This window comes from Phormidium pseudopriestleyi FRX01 (assembly GCF_017313335.1).
Taxonomy (GTDB): Bacteria; Cyanobacteriota; Cyanobacteriia; order Cyanobacteriales; family Laspinemataceae; genus Laspinema; species Laspinema pseudopriestleyi.
In genome coordinates, this window is record NZ_JAFLQW010000156.1 from 1 (window position 1) to 5,256 (window position 5,256).

The window sequence follows — 5,256 nt, forward strand, 5'->3', positions numbered from 1 at the left end:
GATCGCAGATGCCATTGAGGATCTTTATCTCACGTCAATGGCCCTTGTTCCCCGACTACGGGAAAACATTGCGCGGAAAGTACCGCAATTCTGGGGTTCCTTGGGGACTTGAGAATCCGAGGGCGATCGCGCGATCGCCCTGCCGGAACGTTCAAAAATCAGACTGCAACTTCTACCCAACCCGGAGTGATTATGTTCAACCCTTTCAAAGCCTTCTTCAACGGCGATCGCAACACCCCCAACCGCCATTTAAACTCTCCCAAAATTGCCATGAGTGCAGAACAATTCCGGCAACGCTTGGAAGCAGGCGATCGACAGTTCACGGGTCTACAGTTATCCAATGTAGATTTACGCGGGCTAAAATTGAACAATCTGGTGTTAACCGACAGTAGCTTAGTGGCTTGCGACTTAAGTTATGCTTCCCTATTGAATGCCAACTTAAGCGGCACCATCCTCGATCGCGCGAATTTAACTGGCGTTTTCTTAGCGGGGGCTAATCTCTACCAAGCCAGCTTAGTCGGTTCTAACCTCAGCCATTGTCATGCCACTCAGGTCAACTTTAGCGCTGCCAATCTTAGCAATGCCAACTTAACCTGGGCAAATCTCAGTGCCGCTAATCTCTATCAGGCGAATCTCAGGGGGGTGAACCTTACTGCTGCCAATTTAGATTCCGCGAATCTCGAACATTGCATCAAGGGCGATACTGTCTTGGGGATGCTGCGTTTATCTCTCGGCACACGCATCATTAACAAAAAGCCTTTAGCATCTTTTCCTCCTAATCCCTAGGAGTTGATGACCAGATTCCCCATTACCAGAGGAATCTGGTCACTCCCAGATTGACCGCTGATCTGCCGTTAAATCTTGTCAGCCTTCATCAACCTGAAATAACAAACAAAATTTAGAAACGGAGAGGGGGGGATTCGAACCCCCGATGGCTGTGACACCATAACAGATTTCGAGTCTGCCGCATTCAACCGCTCTGCCACCTCTCCAATTGCTCATGTTACCGTATCTCACCCGGTTTGGGAAGCCCTAAAGGAAAAGATTTTCATTCTCCCGAGGATCCAAGGTTGATCCAAAGCCATCTCGCGAATTCCACTGAACCGCCCCCTCCCGACCGATCGCGTAAATTTGAGCATTCCGTTGTCTGAGTAACCGTTCCGTTTCCGGGTCGATCGCATCATTCGAGGCGATCGCCACAGACGGTTGCAGCGCATCTATTAAATAAGGAGCCAACTGTTCCCCGGACCACCACAACACCCTTAAAGGCGACTCATCATTATTCTCTGTTGCCAGTAACGAACCCGCCGTGACTAAATGGCTTTGTTCCGAAGGATTCAAATCCCCCAATAAAAACCACATCTGATTGCGAATCTGGAACTGGACCACCGGGGGCTTCAGACTCACCACCTGAACTGCCGTTGTCCCCACTGCCAAGGTTTGCCCGATCGGTAAAGGATGATAAGACCCTTTGCGATTGGTTAAATTCGCCAGCAAAGGCCGATCGCTGGTCTGATGGGGGCCAATTTGCGGAGAAGAAAATACCCGCACTCGCAAACTATCAAGGACTTGATACCACCCACTCCGGTAATTCACCGGCGTTGTGGCGATCGCCCAATCAATCTGATTCACCCCCTGCTGTCGCAAAAAAGGCAGCACCGAATATCGTGCCGTCGCGTCATCCCCACTATTGATCACAATGGCTTTCCCGCGATCTTGAACCACCAAAACCGGATCTCCCCGAGTTGCCAGGGCCGTAATCTGAAATACCGTAGTCCGGGCATAGAACACCGGCACCACCACCAAACCTACCGCAAACAGCCATCCCAAAACCCATCGCCGTTTTTGATGCAACCAAGGAATCAGCCACACCGACACCACGATTCCATAGAGAATCACCACCTGCACAATCGAGAGCGTTCCTGTGGTAATGGAATTCCCGGGTAATTGACTGACGAATTCGACAACGGAGATCGTCAATTTGAGGGGATAATACAGCAACCAGGCGATCGCTGTCCCTGCTAACGGCCAGATTGTAGCGGCGATCGCACTGATAAACCCCCCCAGGGTAATCCCCGCCAAAGGCAACGACAGGACAATATTTAATCCAATACTATAAGGAGCTAATACCCCAAAGGTATAAAGTTGCAACGGCAGCACCCACACCGCCACGGCGATCGGCACCGCAATCAAAGAGGCGATCGTCGGGGGTAACCAATCCAACCGCTTCAGAATGGGTGGGGTCGAGACTAATAACCCTAGGGTCGCCAAAAAACTGAGTTGAAATCCTAAATCCCAAATCCACAGGGGATTCCAGATCAGCAAAAAGGTCGCTGCCAGTAGCAGAGACCCCAAAGCATTCACCTGACGCTGCATTAAGGGAGCCAGTAATGCCGCACAACCCATTAATGCGGCTCGTAACACCGATGGCGTACCCCCGGTTACGAACACATAGATGATTAAAACTGCTGCGCCATACCCAAATTGGGCTTTCTCAGAAAACCGGCGAGTGACGGCCCGCACCAATCCTAAAATAACAGCCACATGAAATCCTGAAGCAGCGAGAACATGGGCTAAACCCACCTGCATAAATCGTTCGCGAATGTCATGGGGAAGATCAACCGCACGTCTTCCTAACACCATTGCACTGAGCACCGGACCTTCTGGCACTCCCAATCCTCGGACTTGAGCACGCAGAATTCGCCGTCGCAGTTGCCACATTCCCCAGGAATTAGGGGGGCGATCGCTCGCCAGAAAATTCACCTGCCGTCCCGCTAACCCGGCAAAAGTCCCTTCTCTTGCCAAATAAGCCTGAAAGTCAAACCCGCCAGGATTTGCTGCCGGTTGAGGCAAGTACAATCGACCCGTTACCTCCACCCGTTGACCCGGATATAAGCCGGTCCCTTGAAGTAATGGAACGGTGACATATAGTTTGCCCGTAACAGTTTGGGTTTTTGCAGTATCACTTCCCCCCCGTCCAGAAGTCCCAACAATTTCAATCACTTGGTTCGGCTCAAACCAGAATTGAATTCGGTTGCTGCGAGTCAATCGGGGTTCACTGGCGACTTTTCCGAAGACGTTCACCAGTTGCTGCTGAGTGGGGGCATCTGCGGCAGCCACAAACCGACTGATATCATTCACGCCGATTTGTGGCTGCCGCAGGGGTAAATAGAGGGTCGCTAAAAACCCAATTGCTCCGGCAATTAGCCAAATTCTCGGTTGTAAACCGGCTTTTAGGACATCAATGCGTTTGGGAAATGGCACTTTCAGCAACAGTACAGCGGCGATCGCTCCCGTCAAAGTTAGGACCACCAGTGCTCCCCAGGTAGAAGCGGTGCACAGCAATCCTAAAATGTAGGCTAAACACAGAACGACTAAAGGGGCAGAAGTCATCAGGTTGCGCTTTCCTCTTCTTCTATATAGATAGACCCAATTTTAATCCCACCAGGGCATGAACCAACATCAGCCCTAGGGCCACGGTTCCTAAATAGGCATGAGCGGCCCGGAGGGTGAGGCGATCACCCTGAAACCCCAAAGACATCGCCCCATTGATAGCTAACAACACCAATAGTATCGAACCCGTCCAGAAATGAGGGCTTTCTAAAATCGGCTGCCGTTGCATCACCAGAGATAAAACCCCTCCGGTATAACCCAGTGCCATAAATAGGAACATCCAAGGGGCAAGTTTGCGGTGGTCGCTGCGGCCCTTAATCGCTGCATCCTTATCCGGTGCAACTCGTCCACGCCATCCGGACCAGCCGACATAACTGCCCATTACAAATACCACAATCCCCATCATCAGGGGATGTCCCCAATGCACAATCGGCTCAGGCATTCCCAAACGGCGAAATTGACTGGCGATCGGTTCGAGGACTTCGCTCAGATCGATCATTCCTTCTCCTTCTTCTTTAATTCAATATCACGGGTTAAACCAACTAAGCAGGTTGCATCTGTTGTATTGCCGCCCTCACCCTAAATCCCTCTCCCCGGGGGAGAGGGACTTAAAATCCGGCTCCCCTTCTCCCTTTTTGGGAGAAGGGGCTGGGGGATGAGGGCCAGACCGGCAAAAATAAGATGCACCATCTTAAGCAGCCGAGGCTTGATCACAGGCGTCAGCTTTCAGAAGCGGGAACCCCAACTTCTCCCGTTGCTCCAGATACAGATGAGCCACCCGTCGCGCTAAATTGCGGATCCGTCCAATATAACGAGTCCGCTCCGTTACGGAAATGACGCCTCTGGCATCTAATAGATTAAAGGTATGAGAACACTTCAGGACATAATCCAGGGTAGGGGCCACCAATCCTCGTGCCGTTAGTTGTTCTGCCTCTTCTTCATAGAGTGCAAAGAGCTTGAGCAGTAAATCTGGATTAGATGCCTCAAAGTTATAAACGCACTGTTCCACTTCTCCTTGGAGGTGAACGTCTCCATAAGTCACCTCATCGGTCCAGTTAATCTTGGTAAAGGCATCTTTTTCCTGGAGATACATGGTTAAGCGCTCCAGTCCATAAGTAATCTCGATGGAGACGGGACGGCAATCGATACCCCCACATTGTTGGAAGTAGGTAAATTGGGTAATCTCCATGCCATCGAGCCAAACTTCCCAGCCGACACCCCAGGCTCCTAGAGTGGGAGACTCCCAGTTATCCTCCACAAACCGAATATCCCGGTCTTCCGGACGGATCCCTAATGCCCGTAGAGAATCCAGATACAGATCCTGGATATTGTTTGGGGAGGGTTTGATGATGACTTGGTACTGATAATAGTGTTGGTAGCGGTTGGGGTTCTCGCCATAGCGCCCATCGGTGGGACGACGGCAAGGTTCGACATAAGCCACAGACCAAGGTTCGGGACCGATCGCCCGTAAGAAGGTATGGGGATTCATGGTGCCTGCGCCTTTTTCAATATCGTAGGGCTGGGCAATCAAACAACCGCGATCGGCCCAAAACTGATTTAACGTGGCAATCACTGACTGAAAATTCACGGTTCGCTTTCCTCTGCAAGCAAGTTCATTATTTATTCTCGCCTAAAACTCTCCCCGTGAAAGGCTTCCAGACTTTTTTCAAAAAAAATCAAAAAAAATCCTCAAAAACGCTTGACAAACCCGGGTGGGTTAGTTAAAGTAGTAAAGCGCGGTGAGGAAAGGCAACGAACCAAGTCGCGCCTGAACCAAGACAATTAAAGAGTTTGAAAGCCAATAGAAACCTGGTCTCGTCAAGAGAATCAGAAGTCTCTAAGGGTTATACCTAGAGACTATAA

Annotated in this window: 4 protein-coding genes and 1 tRNA gene; 1 reads left to right on the forward strand and 4 read right to left on the reverse strand. The window is 50.6% G+C overall.

Annotated features, from left to right (window positions below):
- Positions 1–108: 108 nt before the first annotated feature.
- Positions 109–786 (forward strand): pentapeptide repeat-containing protein, encoded by a 678-nt coding sequence (locus J0895_RS05775; RefSeq protein ID WP_207087163.1) that lies wholly within the window; start codon positions 109–111, stop codon positions 784–786.
- 119 nt (positions 787–905) lie between these two features.
- Here the strand turns inward: J0895_RS05775 and J0895_RS05780 are convergent.
- From J0895_RS05780 to glyQ, 4 genes are all read right to left on the reverse strand, one after another.
- Positions 906–992, reverse strand: a tRNA-Ser gene (locus J0895_RS05780).
- Between the two features lie 40 nt (positions 993–1,032).
- Positions 1,033–3,393, reverse strand: coding sequence for a ComEC/Rec2 family competence protein (locus J0895_RS05785; RefSeq protein ID WP_207087164.1), 2,361 nt, complete (start codon positions 3,391–3,393; stop codon positions 1,033–1,035).
- A gap of 22 nt (positions 3,394–3,415) precedes the next feature.
- A complete protein-coding gene (locus J0895_RS05790; RefSeq protein WP_207087165.1) occupies positions 3,416–3,892 on the reverse strand; it encodes a DUF4079 domain-containing protein in 477 nt (158 codons plus the stop codon).
- A gap of 192 nt (positions 3,893–4,084) precedes the next feature.
- Positions 4,085–4,981, reverse strand: a complete 897-nt coding sequence (gene glyQ, locus J0895_RS05795; RefSeq protein ID WP_207087166.1) for a glycine--tRNA ligase subunit alpha — start codon at positions 4,979–4,981, stop codon at positions 4,085–4,087.
- Between the last annotated feature and the right edge of the window lie 275 nt (positions 4,982–5,256).

Excerpts from the sequence above, each read along its gene's own strand:
- J0895_RS05785 (WP_207087164.1), bottom strand. The coding sequence starts at position 3,393 with ATGACTTCTGCCCCTTTAGTCGTTCTGTGTTTAGCCTACATTTTAGGA.
- J0895_RS05790 (WP_207087165.1), bottom strand. The coding sequence starts at position 3,892 with ATGATCGATCTGAGCGAAGTCCTCGAACCGATCGCCAGTCAATTTCGC.